Source organism: Burkholderiales bacterium, from assembly GCA_036262035.1.
Classification (GTDB): domain Bacteria; phylum Pseudomonadota; class Gammaproteobacteria; order Burkholderiales; family SG8-41; genus JAQGMV01.
This window is the reverse complement of sequence record DATAJS010000010.1, coordinates 1,225,575-1,242,380: the sequence shown is the minus strand read 5'-3', so window position 1 is coordinate 1,242,380 and position 16,806 is coordinate 1,225,575. Positions and strand designations below refer to the sequence as shown.

The following is a 16,806-nucleotide window of genomic DNA, read 5'->3' as shown; positions in this document are numbered from 1 at the left end:
ATCGATCCCGGCAAACCGTGGCAGAACGGCATGGATGAGAGCTTCAATGGCCGATTCCGCGACGAATGCCTGAGTGTCGAGTGGTTCCGCAGTCGACGCGAAGCGAAGGTCATCGTTGAAACGTGGCGTCGGCACTACAATACAGTCCGGCCGCATTCGAGCCTCGACTACCTCACGCCGATCGAGTTCAAGCAGCAACACCAGTTCATCAACCAGGGCGCCGTTCTAAAGTAGCGATTGGTCCGAAGATCCCTGGGCAGGTCATCATCCCTTCGGTCACCATATTGCCGAGTTCGTGTTGAATTGCGCGCGGGTCTTCTCCCGGCAGCAATCCGATGAAATTTTCCAGCCGAAGAGAGTTGGGTGCACGCTCGACAAATATCGTATGGATCCTGTTTCGCAAGCTTTCCATCAGCGCCTCACGAAGCGATCAGTCATTGCCGTATAAGTAGAAGTAGAGCGCCTAAAAGACGCGATATAAAGCGTCGTTGACCCGTATAAATTGTAACCAACGGCAAAATGGTGGCACAGGTTCAGCGCCTCGGCTGCGTACGGTCTGACAAACAAAGGCAAACGCGTCAGGCAAGCGAGAGTGCGCACGACCGCTTCAGGTCGTTGCGGCTTCAGACCCTCCCCATCCGCGCACCGCCGTATCCCCCACACCCTTCCCGCCCAATCAAGACGAGCGCCCTGCGACGCACGGCAAGGACGGGGTTTCGCGAGGACTGTCGAGCTTCTCCGGTCGCTCCACGTGCGATGCTCTTCCCGCGTTGACGGGCGGTAGATCGAAGTCGAGCCGGTGCGCGAGTTCGCAGCGCCGTCCTTGTCGGGCGTCGCAGGGTTCCGATGCCGCAGCGGCAGCGCAGGCAGCGGCGCGAGGAGGGCGGGAAGGGTGTGGGGGATGCGGCGCACGGTATGGTGATGAAGCGAAAGAAGAAGGCGGCGCGTTCAGAAAGCGTTCATCCTTCGACTTCGCTATCGCTACGCTCAGGGCGAACGGTGATAAGGCTGCCACTACGCTCAGGACGAACGGTGGTAAGGCTGCCGGTACGCTCAGGCCGAACGGTGGTAAGGCTGCCGCTACGTTCAGGCCGAACGGGTTTTAAACACCATACTTAACGAATCGCCTCCACTGCGATCCCCGCGGTCTTGATGACTTTGCGCCAGCGCTCGGTCTCGGTGCGGATCATGTCGCCGAGTCCCTCCTGCGTGCTGCCGGCAGCCTCGATGCCCTGGGACAGCATGCGTTGTACGAGATCGGGCTGACCGAGCACTTTGCCGAGGTCTGCATTGACCTTCGCAACGGTGGCGCGCGGCGTACGTGCCGGTGCGAGCAGGCCGTACCACGTGGTGTTGTTGAAGCCCGGAAGTGTGTCGGCGACCGGCGGCAGGTCGGGTGCTGCGCGTGTGCGCGTGGGATGCCCGATCGCGAGCGCTCGCAGCCGTCCGCTCTTCACGTGCGGGAGCGTCTGCGGGATGGCGCTGAACATGTACTGAAGCTGTCCGCTGATGAGATCGGTCATCGCGGGTCCGCCGCCCTTGTAGGCCACGTGCACGGTGCGTGTCCCGGCGAGGAGATCCATCAGCTCGCCGCCCAGATGGTTCGGAGTGCCCACGCCCGACGAGCCGTAGTTGAGCTTGCCCGGCTGTTTCTTCGCGTAGGCGATGAGCTCCTTCACGCTGGTTGCCGAAATCGGCGCAGGCACCACCAGCATGTAAGGCGCATACACGGCCAACCCGATCGGCGCGAAGTCTTTCTGCGGGTCGTAGGAAAGCCTGGTTCCGAGCGCGGGCGCGATCGACAGGCCCGTGGATGTCCCGAGCAGCAGCGTGTAGCCGTCAGGCGCCGCAGCCGCGGCCATCGCGTGTCCAATGAGACTGCCCGCACCGCCGCGGTTGTCGATCACGAGCTGCTGCCCCCACAGCTCGGACAGCCGCTGTCCGATCTCGCGCGCGGTGTAATCGGTGGAGCCGCCCGGCGGATACGGCACGATGAAGCGGACCGGCCTCATCGGATATTGCTGGGCCTGCGCCGCGGCGGGGAACAGGCAGGCGACTGCGATTGCGCATGACGCGATGGTGCAGAGATGACCGGAACTGCGCATCGTCCTTCCTCCTCGTGTTATCGTGAGCTCGACCGATCTGCTGTATCAGGGTAACCGAGTACTCGAAGCTGCGGAGGTCGCCACGAAAACACGATATGAACCGACGCGGCGCGCGACGGCGTACGCGACCTGCGCCGCGACGATGTTCGGCTGGGTGTTCTGCGTGCACGCGCAGTCGGATTTTCCGACCCGCCCCGTGCGCATGATCAATCCCTACACGCCCGGCGGATCGGTCGACCTGGTCGGTCGGGCGATCGCGGCCGGGCTCACCGATATCTGGGGCCAGCAGGTCATCGTCGACAATCGCCCGGGGGCCGGCACCCAGATCGGCACCGAGATCGTCGTGCGCGCGGAGCCCGACGGCTACACCATGCTCTGCACCAGCTCGACCATCTCGATACTGTCGAGCATGTACAGGAACATGCGCTTCGATCCCGCGCGCGATCTGAATGCGGTTGCCCTCGCCGCTTCGAGCCCGTTCATCCTGGTCGTCCATTCGAGCGTGCCGGCGAAGTCGGTGCAGGAGCTGATCGCGCTGACCCGCGCGCAGCCGGGACAGATTACGGGCGCATCATCGGGCGTCGGCACCACGAACCACCTGGCGCTCGAGATGTTCAAGTCGATGGCGCGTGTCGATATCCTGCACGTGCCCTACAAGGGCGGGGGGCCGGCCATTGCGGATCTCGCCGGCGGCCAGGTGAAAATGCACTTCAACACGCCGGGCACGCTGCTGCCCCACGTGAAGGCCGGCCGCCTCCGGGCGCTCGCCGTCACGAGCGCGCAGCGCGGAGACTTCGCGCCCGAGTTGCCCACCGTGGCCGAAGCCGGCGTGCCCGGGTTCCAGGCGACCGTCTGGTACGGCGTCTACGGTCCGAAAGCGCTGCCCGCGCGGCTGTTGCAGCGCTGGAACGACGCCATCAACCGCTACATGAAGACGCCCGAAGCGCAGGCGCACTGGCGTCGCAGCGACATGATCGGCGGAGGCGGCACGCCGGCATCGTTCTCGGACTTTCACAAGCGCGAGACCGAGCGCTGGAGCGCCGCGGTCAAAGCCGCCCGCATCGAGCCTCAGTGACCGTCAAGGCACTCTGATCAAGTCATCGCAGGAGCGAAGCGACGTGGCGATCTCGTGGCGCACGCAGCGGACCCTCCGGGATTGCTTCGTCGCTTCCGCTCCTCGCAATGACATCAGTGCTCAATCAGAGCTCCCTCAACGCGCCTTGAATCCCCTGGGCTTGCGCTTTTCGACGAAAGCGCGAGTGGCTTCCGCGAAATCCTCGGTCAGGTACAGCTTGTTCAGACCCTGGTAGCGGATGGCTTCGCGGCGGTTGTCCTCGATCTGCCAGCGCCGCTGCATGACGCTCGCGCGCACTGCAAGCGGCGGGTTCTTGTTGATCGCCGCAGCGAGCTCACGGGCCACTTCCATATACTTGCCGGCAGGCGCCACCCGGTCGATCACGCCGGCGGCGAGCGCTTCCTCCGCGGTGAAGTACCGCCCCGTCAGCGTGACCTCGGTCGCGAAGCTGCCGAGCCCGCGGTAAGCGAGCAGGTTCATGTACTTGCCCGAACCCGACAGGCCGCGGGGCGTCTCGGTGATCTGGAACTTCGTGCCGGCCTCGGCGACGACCAGCTCGCAATCCAGCGCAAGACCGATCCCCAGCCCGAGCACATAGCCGTGAACCGCGGCGACCACCGGCTTCCAGTTCACCGAGCGTATGAAGATGTCCGTGCCTTTGGCGTCCTGCGCCGAAGGACCGCCTGTCCGCTTCAGGTCCTCCGCACTGCGCGCCTGCCTCGCCCTCACGTCCGCGCCGCTGCAGAACGCTCGGCCGTTTCCGCAGAGGATCGCGGTGTGCGCTTCATCGTCCATGTCGAACTGATGCAGCGCCGCCATGATCGACCTCACCATGGCATCGTCGATCGCGTTGAGCTTTTGCGGACGGTTGATCGCGATCACTGCAATCCCGTCTTCGCAGGTGTATTCGACGTTCTGGTCTTCACTCATCGTTGCTTCTTCCGTGTTGCACTTACGCGTACCAGGATTTCACGCCCGCATGATCGCGCACCGCGTCGTGCACGCGCATGAGCTTCGGGTACGCCGAGAAGATCGTCGCCGGAATGTGGTCGACCTTGCCGCCGATGAACCAGCGCACCGCCATGTGCAGCTTGAGATCGACGACGCTGATCTTGTCGCCGCCGAAGAACGGGCCGTCGCCGAGGTTCTTCTCCGCCGCCTGCGCCCACTGCGGCATATAGCCTGACGCGAGCGCTACCCTTGCCGCTTTCTTCTCGGCATCGCTCATGCGGATCGTCGGCCCGACCGCGCCGCGCAGGTCCTCCACGTGCTGCATCATGCCTTCGTGGCGAGCGGCCTCGAAGTCGTCCTTCGGATGCAGGCCGTGCGCACGGCCGATCATCACCAGGATCGCGTTGGACTGCGCGAGCGGCGGCTTGCCCGGCAGCTCGAGCACCGGCAGCGCGCCGTAGGGCGTGCTGTCCTTCATGCCCGGCCAGTCGGCTCCTTTGATACGCACGTCCTCGAAATCGACGCCGGCAAGGTGTAGCGCGAGGCGGCATTCCTCGCCGCGGCTGACGGGAGCGTCGAAGTAAATCAGTCTGGCTTTGCTCATCATTTCCCCAGGTGTTTGTCGAAGAACCGCGCGATCTCCTCGAAGGTCTCCTTCGCTTCCGGCGCGGTGTAATCGCGATACCAGCCGCCGTGCGCCTGGCCCTCGTGCACGTAGAGCGCGGCTTCGACGCCGGCCTGGCGCAGCTTGCGATGCACGCGCACGGTGTTGCTCAACAGGAGATCGCGCGTGCCGGTGTTGAGTATCGTCGGCGGAAAGCCCGACAGATCGCCGTAGACCGGCGAGAGCAGCGGGTCCTTGAGATCGCGGCCGTTAGCATACATCGCCGCGCGCGCGTCGCAGCTCGCGCCGTACGCGACGAGCACATTGTCGACCATCGCGTTGGTGTGGAACGAATCGCCGGCTCCGCTCAGGTCCGACATCGGCGTGCCGGGCGCGATCGCTCCGGGCAGCGGCAGTTTGTCCATCTTCGCCTTGAGCACCATCGCGAGCGTGAGCCCGCCGCCCGCGGACGAGCCGATGACGCCCATGTTCTTCGCCGGCGCCATCTTCTGCGCGGCTTTCCACACGGCGATCGCGTCGTCGAGCGCGGCCGGGAACGGATGGTCGGGCGGCATGCGGTAATCGACCGAAAGCACCTTGAAGCCGCCGAATCCGGCCATCATCGTCGCCTCCGCCGTTCCCGACTCGCCGGGATTGCTGACATAGCAGCCGCCGTGAAGGTGGACCAGAAGGCGGTTCCTGTTCTGCGGCGGGATGACAGCGGGCGTGAGCAGGTAGGCTTTCACGCCGGCTATCGTCGCCGGCTCGATGCTCACCCCGAGCGCAGCGCGCATGGCGGGGAGACGTTTGGCAGCGGCCGCGGCGGCCTTGTTCGTCTCCGCCTTCCACGCTTCCGGTGTCTTCGGATAGTTGTTCCACGTCGCCGAGAGCGGCGCACCGATGATCTTCTGCATCTGCGGGCTCACGGTGTCGGGCACCGGCAGCGCGCGCGCCGGCACCTCACGCGGCGATTGAGCGCCCGCGATCCCGAATGTGCCGACCATGACTGCGGATACGAATACCCGGGCTGCATAGCTCATCACAAATCCCCCACAAACGAGCGGCACGGTTCTGGCAGAGGGTAGCCTGGAGCACCGCCGCTTCAATTATTCCAACTTGTTCTAAAGGAGAAACCCACATGAAGTCTATCGTCATCGCGATGTTCGCGGGCAGCCTCGTCCTGTCGTCCCTGCCGGTGCTCGCCGCCGACACGACCACCGTCCCGGCCGACCAGCCGAAAGCCGAGACCAAGACCGAGAAGGCGAAGGAATACGTGAAGGAGAAGGCCCACAACGCCAAGGAGAAGACCAAGCGCGCGGCCAAGAAGACCAAGAAGAAGACCAAGGAGATCATCGACAACCGCAAGACGACCGATCCCAGCGGCGTGAGCGAGAGCAAGCCCGATATGCCGCCGCCGGCGAAGTAACGCGGGTAAAACCAGGGTCCGACCCCGAAGAAGCCGGGGTCGGACCCTCGCAACAAAAGGGCGGGCCCGAGTGCCCGCCTTTTTAATTGGATGTAGCGCCGCCAGGCGCCTAAGCGCGCTTTCACGCGGGGAGGTGCGGCCTTCAGGCCGCGCCGACCAGCGGTGTGGACCTTTATTCCAGCGGAATGAAGAGGCTGTGGCGCATCTGCCCGAGACCCTGCGACAGATGGCCTTTGCCGGTGGTGTCCTCGACCAGGATGATCTCGCCGGCGCTGATGACGCGGCTCTCGCCGTCGCTCGCCGTGATGCGCACGCCGGCGTCGAGGTTGACGATGTACTGGCGCCGCGGCGCGGGATGCCAGTCGAGGTCGTACTCGGCCACCGTCTCGCGAAAGATGACGCCGTTGGCGGGCAGCCGTTTCGACAGCTTGCTGCCGCGCCGCTCCTCGGCCCATTCGATCTCGATGTCGCGGAAGTGCGACTCGCCGTTCGCGTCGGCGTACAGGTTGTGGATGCGCATGCGCTCTTCTCCCCCTGTCGAAATATGACTCTGACCCGGATTTCGGATTTCTACCTGGCGGTGCCGTAAGACGGGCCGAAAGGCGTCGCGCACCAGCACTTCGAATCGCGCGGCTGCGAGTCGCTCAGGATGCAGTTCGCGGCGACGGTATAGCAGCGATTGCTCATGACGGGTCCCACGCGCGGCCTGGGCGAGAGCCGCTCGGTCTCGGGCTGCGCGCGGCGTTGATCGGATGGCGGCGCGGGCGCCTGCGGCTCCGCGGCCGACACCGCCGTCGACAGCGCGAGCGCGGCAAGCAGAACGAGCAGGCTGCGCGCAACCATGGGCGCTCAAGAAACGATCAACACCGCGTGCTCGAGCGAGATCGTACGGCCGCTCTCATCGGACAGTCGAACGTCGTACGTGAAGATTCCCTGCTGCTCGACGTGGACCGGCTGCGCTTCCGAGCAATGCACGAGTGGCGTCTTCATGTCGTCGGTTGTCGTTCTCAACGCGCAGCGATAGGACGCGTCGCGAAACGGCGAGCTGCCGTTGAACAGCACCTCCCAGACGAGATGGGTGTCCGGAAAATCCGGGACGGAGGGAAGGTGCGGCTGCTCCTGGTTCACGTACCACTGCACCTGCATGCCGTGCGGCACGATGGTCGCGTGTGGTATCGCCCGTATCAGAGGCACGACATCGCGCGAAGAGGAAGGCGCCCCGCTCTTCGCAACGATGTCGACGGCGAGCTGAATGCGAAAGATGTCGTACATCTTTAAATGGGGTCAGGTCCACATTTCCGAAAATGTGGACCTGACCCCGATTTCTCAGACCATCGATACGCCGGGCTTCTTGAGGTAAACCTCCTTGATGCCGTCGGCTGCCCAGCACGCGAGCATGCCGATGGTCGCGGTCGGGCCCTGCGCCGGGTTCTGCGGGAACGAGCTGCCGCCGACGACGAAGAGGTTCGGCACGTCCCACGACTGGAGATACTTGTTGACGACGCTCGTCGACGGGTCGGCGCCCATCACCGCACCGCCGATGTTGTGCGTGCTCTGGTAAGGGATGATGCTGTACTTCTTCGGCACCGGGCGCACGTCGATCTTCGACGGCTTCATCGCCTTCGCGATCTCGACGCACTTCTCGTTCATCCACGTGAGCATCTTGCGCTCGTTCTCGTGCCAGTCGAAGGTCATGCGCAGCAGCGGCAGCCCGTACGCGTCCTTGTAGGTCGGGTCCAGATCGAGATAGTGCTGCTTGTAGCTCATGCACGAGCCGTGGATGTGGACGCCCAGATTGCGGCGATAGTGCTGCGCGACCGCCTTCTTCCACTCGCCGCCCCAGCGCGGCGTGCCGTGCGGCACCTGCTTGGACTTGATGGGCGAAGCGCCGGGGTTCGGCATGTTGATGTACGCGCCGCCGACGAAGCCGAGCGGACCGCGGTCGATCACGTCGCCGTTGAGCTCGTCGATCGAAGTGTTCACCTGCCCGCCGCCGATGAACGGGTTGAACTCGCGGTCGTCGAAGAACGCGTGCACGCGGCCGCCGGTCTGGTACGAGTAGTTGCGCCCGACGACGCCGCGGCCGCTCTGCGGATCGTACGGCGTGCCGATGCCCGAGAGGAGCAGCAGGCGCGTGTTGTTGAAGCAGTACGTGCCGAGCACGACGATGTCCGCCGGCTGCTCGACCTCGCGGCCGCGCGCGTCGATGTAGGTGACGCCGGTCGCCTTCCTGCCGGTCGAATCGGTGTTGACGCGAATGACGTTGCACAGCGGCCGCAGCTCGAAGTCCGGCTGCTTGTAGAGCGCCGGCAGCACCGCGCTCAAGGGATTCGCCTTCGCGCCCTGCGAGCACACGTGGCTCGAGCAGAAGCCGCCGCGATGGCACTCGAGCATCATCACCTTGTAGAGGTTCTGGAAGTCGCGCGTCATCGCCGCCGCCGGTCCCTGGAACGGCGCATAGCCGAGCTCCCTCGCGGCCTGCGCGAAGATCTCGCCCTGCGGCGTGCGGCACGTCGGCGGATTCGGAAACTCGCGCGAGCGCGGGCCTTCGTGGGGATTGCCGCCGGCCTGGATCTCGCCTTCGATGTTCCCCGCTTTACCGCCGACGCCGTAGATCTGCTCGAACATGTCGTAGTACGGCTCGATCTCGTCCCACGTCACGCCCCAGTCCTGGATCGTCGCGTCCTCGGGCAGGAAGCCCGCGCCGTAGCGCTCGACGATCTTGCTGCGCAGCTCGAAGTCGTGCGGCAGGAAGCGCCGCGCGTTGCCGCCCCAGTGCGCGGCGGTGCCGCCGACCATCTCCCCCGGCTTGAACGAGCCCATCTCGCGCATCGGCAGCGCGGTCTGGCCCGAGTTGTTGCGGAAGGTGATCGTCTCGCGCGAGAGGTTCTGGAAGATGTCGCTGTGACGATCGAACTTGAGCTCGTCGTGCACCTGGGGCGCGACGAAGTCGTTCTTGGGGTCGATCATGCGGCCGCGCTCCAGGCACAGCACCTTCAGTCCCGCGTTCGCGAGCTCCATCGACATGATCGAGCCGACCACGCCGCTGCCGACGACGACCGCGTCGACCGGTTTCATCTTGATCGCGCTCATTCTTATTTCTCCCTCTTGATCATGACGTGCTTCGCGAAACCGTTCGCGTCGGGCTCGACGGCCCGGGTCTGGATGTCGAGTATGCTGATCGGCTCGGCGTTGTAGAGCGCCGGATTGCCGAGGTGCTCCCTGTACGCGCCCGAAGGCACGCCCGGGAAGCCGATCAGCTTCCAGCCCACCTTGTCGCGGTTGCCGCCGTACATCGGATCGGCGAAGTAGCCTTCCTCGGTGTTGCGCCAGAGCATGTCGAAGAAGAGCTTCGAGGACAGCGACGGCAGCTCGATCTCGCCTTTCTCCAGCGCTTTCAGGATCTCTTCCTGCTTCGCCGCCGCGAGCTGATCGAAAGGCTTCTCGAACCTGGCGACGCAGTGATCGGTGATCTCGCGGATCGCGATGCGATAGATCTCCGCCGGCGTGAAGCGCGACTGGAAACCCTGCTCGGGCGTGCCTTCGGGCCACGGGCCGCTGCGATAGTTGCGGCCGTGCGAGCCCCACGGGCTCGAAAGCTGGCGATCGATGTAACAGGCGCAGCCTGCGTCCCGGCCGCCGGGGCCGAGCTCGTCGGTCGGAATCAGCCGCTCGACGGCGGCGTCCAGAAAGCGGACCTCAGCGGGCGTGAGGTAGGCGTAGGCGTAATCCCCCATCTTTGCTCCTCCTTTGCTTGATGCGGTAGTTTAGACACACCGGGGGGTGTTCGGAGGAGAGGAGGTCCACATTGCGTAACATTTCGTTGGTCGCGGCGTTGATCGCCGCATTCTTCGCTACACCCACCCCCGCCCAGCCGTACCCGACGCGCGCCCTGCGCATCGTGGTCGGCTTCGCCCCCGGCGGCTCGGCGGACGTGCTCTCGCGCATCATGGGCGAGCGCCTCGCGCAGGCGCTCGGCCAGCCGGTGATCATCGAGAACCGCCCCGCGGCGGGCGGCACCGTCGCCACCGAGATCGTCGCGAAGGCGCAGCCCGACGGCCATACCCTGCTGCTGGGCTCGGTCGGCACCATGGTGTTCGCGCCGGCGCTCTATCCCAAGCTGCCGTACGACGTGATGCGCGATTTCGAGCACGTCGGGCTGTGGGTGACCTTTCCGCTCGCGCTGGTGGTGCCGGCGTCGTCGCCCTTGACGAGCATCAAGGCGCTCGTCGAGCAGGCGAAAGCCAAGCCCGGCACGCTGCGCTATGCGTCGCAGGGCATCGGCGCGTCGGCGCACATCTTCGCCGAGATGATGAACCACATGGCGAAGATCAAGGTCGTGCACGTGCCTTACAAAGGCGGCGCGCCCGCGCTGACCGGCGTGCTCGTGGGCGAAGTCGATTACGGAATGATGGCGGTCGCGACCGCGCTGACGCAGGCGAACACCGGCAAGATCCGCGTGCTCGGCGTGACGAGCGCGAAGCCTTCCGCGATGCTGCCGAACGTGCCGCCGATCGCGAGCGCCGTGCCGGGCTACGAGGCGCTCAACTGGCACGGCATCGAAGTGCCGGCGAAGACGCCGAAAGCGATCGTGCAGAAGCTGTACGACGAGAGCGCGAAGATCGCGCGCAGCGCCGAGATGCAGCAGAAGCTGCATACGCTCTCGATGGAAGCCGACCTGAAGCCGCCCGAGGAGTACCGCGCGTTCGTGAAGGAAGAGATCGGCCGCTGGGCGCCGATCATCAAGGCGTCGGCGGCGAAGGTGGAGTAAGTCGAAAGCGTTATCAACCGCAGAGGACGCAGAGGCGCGCAGAGGAAAAGCGACAAGGATCGTCATTCCCGACCCGCGGTAGCGGAAGGATCGGGAATCCATTTTGACGTCCAACGGCTCGAAATGGATTCCCGCCTTCGCGGGAATGACGACGCTGCAACCGCCTTTGACCTTCCTCTGCGTCCTCTGCGTCCTCTGCGGTTGAGTGCTTTCTAGCCCGCAAGCAACCCCGTCAGCGCCTGCACGTCGCGCTGCTCGTCGAGCCCCAGCACCGCGTCCCTGATTTGCTCGGCACGCGGGCGGCCGATCGGGAGCTCGGTGTTCGCGAAGAACTTGCGCACGATCGATTCGGCGCTCGCCGGCTCCTCGGGAACGATCTCGTTGCGCTCCCGCAGCGTCGTGCCGTTCTTCAGCGTCACGATCACTTCGCCCGCGCGCTTCCTGGGGAAACCCGAGTTGGGATCGACCTCGTAGCGCACTTTCTGCGTGAGCTCGAGCAACTTCGCGTCGGTGTACGCGGGCTCTTCGATCTCGGCGAGGCCGAAGCGCTTGCGCGTGAGCGCCGCCGCGACGCCGTACGGCAGGCTGAATTGCGCCGCGTAGCTCGAATCCGGCCGCTTCTTCGCCGCCGACGGCTCGCAGACGAGCTCGCGCGCCATGTCGGATACCAGCGTATCGACGCGCTCGATGTCCTCCGGAGCGAAACGGTGCTCGCTCGCGATCTTGACCGCCGCGTTCATGAACGCGTGCATCTGGTGGCACGCCGGGTAGAGCTTCACCGACGAGCGCGCGAACTCCCAGTGCTCGCCCAGCCGATCGGTCGCGAGCGCGGGATCGGCGCCGGTGCGCAGCTCGGCGAGGAAGATGTTGTAGAAGCCGAAGTGCCCTTCGTACGCTTCCGACGGTCCGAGGAAACCGCCCTCGGCAAGGCCTGCGGCGGTGATGCCCGACGCGGCCGCCGCGCCCGGATGCAGGCGCTTGGTCCACGTGCCGTCCTGCATCGGCTGCATCGTGCCGCTCGCCAGCGAGAGCGCGATGCCCTGCGCGTTCGCGAGCTTCTCCACATCCAATCCGATCAGCCGCCCCGCGAGCAGCGAGCACGCCATCGCGCCGCAGATCGCGGTCGGATGGAAGCCGACTTTCTGGAATCCGCCGTTGCCGGCGACGCCGACGCGCGCGGCCGACTCGAGTCCCAGTACGAGCGCGGTCACGAGCTCGCGACCGTCCGCCTTCGCTTCCGCGCCGATGCCGAGCAGGCACGGCACGCTGCTCGACGACAGATGCACCGACCCCGGCAGGTAGGTGTCGTCGTAATCGAGCCCGTGCACCAGGATGCCGTTGAGCGTGACGGCGTCGCGCAAGGCAAGCCTGCGATCGGAATTGATCACCATGTGCTCCCCGGAGCCGAAGCGGCTCAAGCCGGCGAGCGCTTTCTTCGCGAAGTCGTATTGCGACGAGGCGAACGCGATGCCGAGCGCGTCGAGCATGAGCAGTTTTGCCCGTTCGCGGATCGGCTGCGGTATGTCGTCGTAACGAAGGTCTTTCGCGAATCGAGCGAGGGTTTGCGAGAGGGGCATGGCGCCTCCTTATCAGGCGTTACTCTATGGGGCGAGAATAAACCATCTCACAAGGGTAGCTCCTGTCGGCAAAGGCGCGTCGGAGCCGCGGCATTAACCGGAACGGAGGATCGGGTGGACAAGGAACTGGACTTCACGGGCAAAACGATCCTGGTCACGGGGTCGGGCCGCAACATCGGGCGCGCGATCGTCCTCGAGTTCGCCGCACGCGGGGCGAACGTCATCATCAACAGCCGCTCGAACCGCGAGGAAGCCGAATCCGTCGAGAAAGAGGCGCGGGCGCTCGGCGCCAGGACGCTCGTGGTCATGGGTGTCGCCGGCGAGCTCTCGACGGTCGAAGAGATGAAGCGCCGCGCCGAGGACACCTTCGGGCGCGTCGACATCTACGTGAGCAATGCCGCCCGCCGGCTCCACAAGTCGTTCTTCGAGACGTCCAACGAGGACTGGCATTTCTTTCTCAACCAGCAGCTGACCGCCTCCTGGTACCTCGCCAAGGCTTTCACGCCGGGAATGATGGCGGCGGGCTGGGGACGCATCATCCACATCAACGGGCCGGACGGTTACAGCGGCGGCTGGTTGCGCGTCCCGCACTCCACGGCGAAAGGCGCGCTGCGCACGCTCACCAAGTCGCTCGCGACCGGTCTCGGCGAATACGGCATCACCGTCAACGACATCAACCCGGGGTTCATGGACACGGTCCGCGACTACGAGACCCATCCGGGCGTCACGCCCGAGTTCAGCGCGGAGAAGGCACGCCAGACCCACCCCATCAAGCGGCAGCCGCGCGTCGACGAGCTGGCGTGGGCCTGCGTGTTCCTGTGCTCGGAGCGCGCCGGCGCGATCACCGGCTCGGCGATCCACGTCGACGGCGGCCAGAAGATGCTGGGGTAGAGCGTCAGCGCGTCTTCACGTATTTCTGCGCTTCCGCCGGCGGGACGGCGGGCACCAGCACCGTGGCATTCCTCATCATCTCCGGAACCTTCTTCATCAGCTCCTCGATGCTGAACATGCCGCCGTCTTCCTCCTTCGTGATCTGGTTCATCGTCTCGCCGAAGTAGTAGTTGGACAGCTCGCCCTTCTCGGTGTGGAAGGTCTGCCCGTTGAGGTAATAGGCCTCGTCGGTGCACAGGTAGGCGACGAACGGCGCGATGTACTCGGGCCCGCGCGGCTGCGTTTGTCGGGCGTACTCTTCCGCCGACGTGATCCCCGCCTCGAACTTGCGCTTGCGATTGGCCTTCACTTCCTCGGTGAGCGTCATGCGGGTATCGGCCGACGGACACACGGCATTGCAGGTGATGCCGAACTTGTACGCTTCCTGCGCGATCGTGCGCGACAGGCCGATGATGCCGGCCTTTGCCGCCGCATAGTTGCATTGCCCGACCGAACCCTTGAACGCGGACGACGAGAAATTGACGATGCGGCCGAAGCCCCTGGCGCGCATGTGCTTGATGGAATGGTGGGACATGTTCCACATGCCCTTCAGGTGCACGGCGACGACCTGGTCGAAGTCTTCCTCGGACATGTTCCAGATCATGCGCTCGCGCAGGATGCCCGCGACGTTGATCATGAGATCCACGCCGCCGAATTCGGCCACCGTCGTGGCGACCATCTCTCCCGCCTTCTTGTAGTCGGCTACCGAGTCGTACAACGCGATCGCGGTGCCGCCGTCCTGCCTGATGAGGCCGACGACCTCGTCGGCCACGCGCTCCTCGGTCGCCTTGCCGCCGCGATCCAGCCCGGGGTCGCACACCGCGACCTTCGCGCCCTGCTTCGCCAGCAGGAGCGCGATCTCGCGGCCGATGCCGCGGCCCGCTCCGGTCACGATGGCCGATCTGCCCTTCAGATGCTGCTGCATGTTCGTCTCCTTGCGCCAACGCGCCGAAAAATGGGATCGTTATAGTTGATTCGCGACTAACGCGACGGGCCTACGAGCGACGCGCCGCCGTCGAGGCAGATGCTCTGGCCCGTCATGAACTTCGACTGGTCGGAAAGCAGGAAGCGGACGAGCTGACCCGTGTCCCAGCCGGTACCTTCGGTTTTCATGAGCGACGCCTCGGCTCGCGCCTTGCGGCGCTCCGGCGTGAGATTGCGGTTGATGTTCGGCGTGAACACCGGACCGAGAATGATGCAGTTCGCGCGGATACCCTGGGGGCCGTGGTCGACGGCAAGGGTCGCGGTGAGCGCGATGACGGCGCCCTTGGTCACCGTGTAAACGGTCGATTTCTGCGGACGGATGCTGCGCAGGGAGCCGATGTTGACGATGGAACCGCCGCCGCTCGAGATCATTGCGGGAATGGCGTACTTGGACATCATCATCATACTGTCCACGTTCAGCGCGAATATGTCTCGCCACTGCTGCACGCTGATTTCGGTCACATCACCGGGCGCATTGCGGCCGACGTTGTTGTCCAGGCAGTCGAGGCGGCCGTAGCGCTCCATCGTCGCTTCGACGACGCCGCGGCATTCCGCTTCCCGGGTGACGTCGGCGACATGGGCAAAGGCCTCACCCCCCTCCTGTCTGATGATGTCGACGGTGTGCTGTGCGAGCTCCCGGGTGCGTCCGGCCACGCACACCTTCGCGCCTGCGCGCGCGAGCAGGATCGCGGCGGCGCGGCCGTTCGTCACGCCTTCGTCGAGTCCCTGCCCGATCGGACCGCCTGCGCCCGAGACGATGGCGACCTTGTCGATCAAACCGTAGTCGTTTGCGATGTTTTCAAAAGACATGAGGCGTCCTCTTCAAGCTGGCCCAAGGATAAACCAGTTGAGAGACGCCGGATCAGCTCGCCGGCGGCGCGGTCGGCGTGAGCTCGAGGCGCCGGCGGCGGCGCGCACGCATGTCGGCGAACAGCGGATACACGACCGCGATGAGCGCGAAGGCGAGGATCGCCGCGCTCACCGGACGTGTGACGAAGATCTGCGGATTGCCGAGCGACATCTGCAGCGACTGGCGCAGCGCCTTCTCGAGCATCGGCCCGAGCACGAGCGCCAGCACCAGAGGCGCCGGCGGATAGCCGTAGATGCGCATCGCGAAGCCGAGCGCGCCGAAGACGATCGCCACGCCCACGTTGAACACGCTGTTCTCGACGCTGTACACGCCGAAGAGCGCGATGCCCATGATGATCGGGATCAGGATCGCGTACGGCACGCGCAGCACGCTGGCGAACACCGGCGCGAGCGGCAGGTTCAGGATGAGCAGCATGACGTTGCCGATGTACATGCTCGCCACCAGGCCCCAGAAGACCTCGGGGTGCGTGCTCAGCATCAGCGGTCCCGGCTGGAGGCCGTACAGCGTCAGCGCGCCGAGCATCACCGCGGTGGTGCCCGACCCGGGAATGCCGAGCGCCATCAGCGGCACGAGCGCGCCGGTGGACGCGGCGTTGTTGGCGGACTCGGGCGCGGCGACGCCTTCGACCGCGCCGGTTCCGAACTTCTCGGGATGCCTGGAAACGCGCCGTTCGGTCGCATACGCGAGGAACGACGCGATCGTCGCCCCGGCGCCGGGCAGGATGCCGACGAAGAAGCCGATGATCGTGCCGCGGCCGATCGCACCGTAGGAATCGCGCCAGTCCTGGCGCGTGGGCAGGAGACCGCTCAGCTTCGCCTTGATCGGCTCGACGCGGATCGGCTCGTACAGGTTGTAGAGCAGCTCGCCGATCGCGAACAGACCCACGGCGACCGGCAGGAAGTCGATGCCGTCGAGCAGGTTCACGTTGTCGAACGTGAAGCGCGGCTCGCCGATCATCAGGTCGATGCCGACCGTGCCGAGCATGAGGCCGGCGAGCGCCATCGCCATGCCCTTGAGCATCGAGCCGCCGCTGAGGCTGGCGAGCGTCGTCAACCCCAGCACCATGAGCGCGAAGTATTCGGGGGGGCCGAACGTCACCGCGAGATCGGCGAGCGGCGGCGCGGCGAGCATGAGCAGCACCACCGAGAGCGTGCCAGCGATGAACGAGCCGATCGCGGCCATGCCCAGCGCCGCGCCCGCACGGCCTTTCAGCGCCATCTGGAAACCGTCGAGCGTCGTCATGACCGACGCCGATTCGCCGGGCGTGTTGATCAGCACCGAAGTGATGGTGCCGCCGTACATCGCGCCGTAGTAGATGCCGGCGAGCATGATGATCGCGGTGACCGGCGGCATGCCGAAGGTCGCCGGCAGCAGCACCGCGACGCCCGCGGACGGACCGATACCCGGCAGCGCGCCGATGATCGTGCCGAGCAGCACGCCGAAGAACGCGAACAGCAGATTGGTCGGGTGCAGCGCGACCGAGAAACCGAGCAGCAGGTTGTGGATCTCCAA

General features: G+C 65.4%; 18 protein-coding genes. 5 read left to right on the top strand and 13 right to left on the bottom strand.

What is annotated here, in order from left to right; translation table 11 throughout:
* Positions 1 to 234 (top strand): transposase (locus tag VHP37_13840; protein ID HEX2827426.1); only part of this gene is annotated, 234 nt, incomplete at its 5' end.
* Positions 235 to 1,115: 881 nt separating this feature from the next.
* On the opposite strand, the gene VHP37_13835 is transcribed toward VHP37_13840, so the two are convergent.
* Positions 1,116 to 2,105 (bottom strand): tripartite tricarboxylate transporter substrate binding protein, encoded by a 990-nt coding sequence (locus VHP37_13835; GenBank protein ID HEX2827425.1) that lies wholly within the window; start codon positions 2,103 to 2,105, stop codon positions 1,116 to 1,118.
* A 22-nt stretch (positions 2,106 to 2,127) separates the two neighbouring features.
* Here VHP37_13835 and VHP37_13830 point away from each other — a divergent pair, with 22 nt between their 5' ends.
* Positions 2,128 to 3,180: a tripartite tricarboxylate transporter substrate binding protein gene (locus VHP37_13830; GenBank protein HEX2827424.1), complete on the top strand. Its 1,053-nt coding sequence runs from the start codon at positions 2,128 to 2,130 to the stop codon at positions 3,178 to 3,180.
* A 135-nt stretch (positions 3,181 to 3,315) separates the two neighbouring features.
* On the opposite strand, the gene VHP37_13825 is transcribed toward VHP37_13830, so the two are convergent.
* From VHP37_13825 to VHP37_13815, 3 genes are read right to left on the bottom strand one after another with little or no spacing between them, the layout of a single operon-like run.
* Positions 3,316 to 4,110, bottom strand: coding sequence for an enoyl-CoA hydratase/isomerase family protein (locus VHP37_13825; protein HEX2827423.1), 795 nt, complete (start codon positions 4,108 to 4,110; stop codon positions 3,316 to 3,318).
* Between the two features lie 22 nt (positions 4,111 to 4,132).
* A complete protein-coding gene (locus VHP37_13820; GenBank protein ID HEX2827422.1) occupies positions 4,133 to 4,735 on the bottom strand; it encodes a glutathione S-transferase family protein in 603 nt (200 codons plus the stop codon).
* Positions 4,735 to 5,775 (bottom strand): alpha/beta hydrolase, encoded by a 1,041-nt coding sequence (locus VHP37_13815; protein HEX2827421.1) that lies wholly within the window; start codon positions 5,773 to 5,775, stop codon positions 4,735 to 4,737. Before VHP37_13815 ends, VHP37_13820 begins: the two co-directional genes overlap by 1 nt.
* Positions 5,776 to 5,873: 98 nt before the next feature.
* Here VHP37_13815 and VHP37_13810 point away from each other — a divergent pair, with 98 nt between their 5' ends.
* Positions 5,874 to 6,161 carry a hypothetical protein gene (locus VHP37_13810; protein ID HEX2827420.1) on the top strand — a complete coding sequence of 96 codons (288 nt, stop codon included), beginning with the start codon at positions 5,874 to 5,876 and terminating at the stop codon, positions 6,159 to 6,161.
* A 172-nt stretch (positions 6,162 to 6,333) separates the two neighbouring features.
* On the opposite strand, the gene VHP37_13805 is transcribed toward VHP37_13810, so the two are convergent.
* Genes VHP37_13805 through VHP37_13785 form a run of 5 tightly spaced genes read right to left on the bottom strand, consistent with a single transcriptional unit; the run spans position 6,334 to position 9,898 of the window.
* Positions 6,334 to 6,681: a hypothetical protein gene (locus VHP37_13805; protein ID HEX2827419.1), complete on the bottom strand. Its 348-nt coding sequence runs from the start codon at positions 6,679 to 6,681 to the stop codon at positions 6,334 to 6,336.
* A gap of 50 nt (positions 6,682 to 6,731) precedes the next feature.
* Positions 6,732 to 7,004, bottom strand: a complete 273-nt coding sequence (locus VHP37_13800) for a hypothetical protein (GenBank protein ID HEX2827418.1) — start codon at positions 7,002 to 7,004, stop codon at positions 6,732 to 6,734.
* 6 nt (positions 7,005 to 7,010) lie between these two features.
* Positions 7,011 to 7,433, bottom strand: coding sequence for a hypothetical protein (locus tag VHP37_13795; protein HEX2827417.1), 423 nt, complete (start codon positions 7,431 to 7,433; stop codon positions 7,011 to 7,013).
* A 54-nt stretch (positions 7,434 to 7,487) separates the two neighbouring features.
* Positions 7,488 to 9,254 carry a GMC family oxidoreductase gene (locus tag VHP37_13790; protein HEX2827416.1) on the bottom strand — a complete coding sequence of 589 codons (1,767 nt, stop codon included), beginning with the start codon at positions 9,252 to 9,254 and terminating at the stop codon, positions 7,488 to 7,490.
* 2 nt (positions 9,255 to 9,256) lie between these two features.
* Positions 9,257 to 9,898, bottom strand: a complete 642-nt coding sequence (locus VHP37_13785) for a gluconate 2-dehydrogenase subunit 3 family protein (protein HEX2827415.1) — start codon at positions 9,896 to 9,898, stop codon at positions 9,257 to 9,259.
* 71 nt (positions 9,899 to 9,969) lie between these two features.
* On the opposite strand from VHP37_13785, the gene VHP37_13780 reads away from it, so the two are divergent.
* Positions 9,970 to 10,932, top strand: a complete 963-nt coding sequence (locus tag VHP37_13780; protein ID HEX2827414.1) for a tripartite tricarboxylate transporter substrate binding protein — start codon at positions 9,970 to 9,972, stop codon at positions 10,930 to 10,932.
* Positions 10,933 to 11,144: 212 nt separating this feature from the next.
* Here VHP37_13780 and VHP37_13775 read toward each other — a convergent pair whose 3' ends face one another.
* Entirely contained in the window at positions 11,145 to 12,509 is a 1,365-nt protein-coding gene (locus VHP37_13775) for an MmgE/PrpD family protein (GenBank protein ID HEX2827413.1), read from the bottom strand.
* A gap of 114 nt (positions 12,510 to 12,623) precedes the next feature.
* Between VHP37_13775 and VHP37_13770 the strand changes: the two genes are divergently transcribed.
* Positions 12,624 to 13,400 (top strand): SDR family oxidoreductase, encoded by a 777-nt coding sequence (locus VHP37_13770; GenBank protein ID HEX2827412.1) that lies wholly within the window; start codon positions 12,624 to 12,626, stop codon positions 13,398 to 13,400.
* A gap of 4 nt (positions 13,401 to 13,404) precedes the next feature.
* Here the strand turns inward: VHP37_13770 and VHP37_13765 are convergent, their stop codons facing one another.
* From VHP37_13765 to VHP37_13755, 3 genes are read right to left on the bottom strand one after another with little or no spacing between them, the layout of a single operon-like run.
* Positions 13,405 to 14,364, bottom strand: coding sequence for an SDR family NAD(P)-dependent oxidoreductase (locus VHP37_13765; protein ID HEX2827411.1), 960 nt, complete (start codon positions 14,362 to 14,364; stop codon positions 13,405 to 13,407).
* Positions 14,365 to 14,420: 56 nt separating this feature from the next.
* Positions 14,421 to 15,233 carry an SDR family oxidoreductase gene (locus VHP37_13760; GenBank protein ID HEX2827410.1) on the bottom strand — a complete coding sequence of 271 codons (813 nt, stop codon included), beginning with the start codon at positions 15,231 to 15,233 and terminating at the stop codon, positions 14,421 to 14,423.
* A gap of 52 nt (positions 15,234 to 15,285) precedes the next feature.
* Positions 15,286 to 16,806, bottom strand: a complete 1,521-nt coding sequence (locus tag VHP37_13755) for a tripartite tricarboxylate transporter permease (GenBank protein HEX2827409.1) — start codon at positions 16,804 to 16,806, stop codon at positions 15,286 to 15,288.

What these genes read in the sequence shown, in the direction of transcription:
- VHP37_13835 (HEX2827425.1), bottom strand. Translation starts at nt 2,105, where the DNA reads ATGCGCAGTTCCGGTCATCTCTGCACCATCGCGTCATGCGCAATCGCA.
- VHP37_13825 (HEX2827423.1), bottom strand. Translation starts at nt 4,110, where the DNA reads ATGAGTGAAGACCAGAACGTCGAATACACCTGCGAAGACGGGATTGCA.
- VHP37_13820 (HEX2827422.1), bottom strand. Translation starts at nt 4,735, where the DNA reads ATGAGCAAAGCCAGACTGATTTACTTCGACGCTCCCGTCAGCCGCGGC.
- VHP37_13815 (HEX2827421.1), bottom strand. Translation starts at nt 5,775, where the DNA reads ATGAGCTATGCAGCCCGGGTATTCGTATCCGCAGTCATGGTCGGCACA.
- VHP37_13810 (HEX2827420.1), top strand. Translation starts at nt 5,874, where the DNA reads ATGAAGTCTATCGTCATCGCGATGTTCGCGGGCAGCCTCGTCCTGTCG.
- VHP37_13805 (HEX2827419.1), bottom strand. Translation starts at nt 6,681, where the DNA reads ATGCGCATCCACAACCTGTACGCCGACGCGAACGGCGAGTCGCACTTC.
- VHP37_13800 (HEX2827418.1), bottom strand. Translation starts at nt 7,004, where the DNA reads ATGGTTGCGCGCAGCCTGCTCGTTCTGCTTGCCGCGCTCGCGCTGTCG.
- VHP37_13795 (HEX2827417.1), bottom strand. Translation starts at nt 7,433, where the DNA reads ATGTACGACATCTTTCGCATTCAGCTCGCCGTCGACATCGTTGCGAAG.
- VHP37_13790 (HEX2827416.1), bottom strand. Translation starts at nt 9,254, where the DNA reads ATGAGCGCGATCAAGATGAAACCGGTCGACGCGGTCGTCGTCGGCAGC.
- VHP37_13785 (HEX2827415.1), bottom strand. Translation starts at nt 9,898, where the DNA reads ATGGGGGATTACGCCTACGCCTACCTCACGCCCGCTGAGGTCCGCTTT.
- VHP37_13775 (HEX2827413.1), bottom strand. Translation starts at nt 12,509, where the DNA reads ATGCCCCTCTCGCAAACCCTCGCTCGATTCGCGAAAGACCTTCGTTAC.
- VHP37_13765 (HEX2827411.1), bottom strand. Translation starts at nt 14,364, where the DNA reads ATGCAGCAGCATCTGAAGGGCAGATCGGCCATCGTGACCGGAGCGGGC.
- VHP37_13760 (HEX2827410.1), bottom strand. Translation starts at nt 15,233, where the DNA reads ATGTCTTTTGAAAACATCGCAAACGACTACGGTTTGATCGACAAGGTC.